Below are 808 nucleotides of genomic sequence, written 5' to 3' on the forward strand. Positions count from 1 at the left end.
GGACGTCCGGCCAGGTCCATGGAGAGCTTGATGGCCTGGACGAACTCGGTCTTGGAGTCCCAGCGCAGCAGCGAGTGCAGGGACTTGTACAGCGGCAGGGCGGTGGCCAGGTCGCCGGCGACGGCGGCCCGGTACAGGGTGGCGCAGGAGCGCGGCAGGGCGTTGGGGTAGCCGGCGATCCAGCCGACGGCGCCGGCGAGGGCGAGTTCGAGCAGGACGTCGTCGGCGCCGATGAGCAGGTCCAGGCCGGGGGCGAGTTCGGCGATCTCGTAGGCGCGGCGGACGTCGCCGCTGAACTCCTTGACGGCGACGATGCTGCCGTCCGCGTGCAGCCGGGCCAGGAGGGCCGGTGTCAGGTCGACCTTGGTGTCGATGGGGTTGTTGTAGGCGACCACCGGCAGGCCGGCTTTGGCGGCCTCGGCGTAGTGGGCGCGTACGGCCTCCTCGTCGGCCCGGAAGGCGTTGGGCGGGAGGAGGAGGACGGAGCCGGCGCCGGCCTCGGCGGCCTGGTCGGCCCAGCGGCGGGCCTCGGCGCTGCCGTAGGCGGCGACGCCGGGCATGACGCGGGCGCCGTCGCCGGCGGCCTCGACGGCGGTGCGCACGACGCGGGCCCGCTCCTCGTCGGTGAGGGTCTGGTATTCGCCGAGGGAGCCGTTGGGGACCACGCCGTCGCAGCCGTTGGCGATGAGCCAGGCGACGTGTTCGGCGTAGGCGTCGAAGTCGACGCTGAGGTCCTCGCGCAGCGGCAGCGCGGTGGCGACCATGATGCCGTGCCAGGGGCGGGTGCGGGTGTCGGGGAGGGACGGGC

General features: G+C 74.1%; 1 protein-coding gene. It reads right to left on the bottom strand.

Annotated elements, in window-relative coordinates:
* On the bottom strand, nt 1–764 hold a 764-nt coding region (locus HYE82_RS36895; protein ID WP_256988232.1), incomplete at its 3' end, for a dihydrodipicolinate synthase family protein.
* Nucleotides 765–808 lie beyond the last annotated feature (44 nt).

Source organism: Streptomyces sp. BR123, from assembly GCF_013401435.1.
GTDB lineage: Bacteria > Actinomycetota > Actinomycetes > Streptomycetales > Streptomycetaceae > Streptomyces.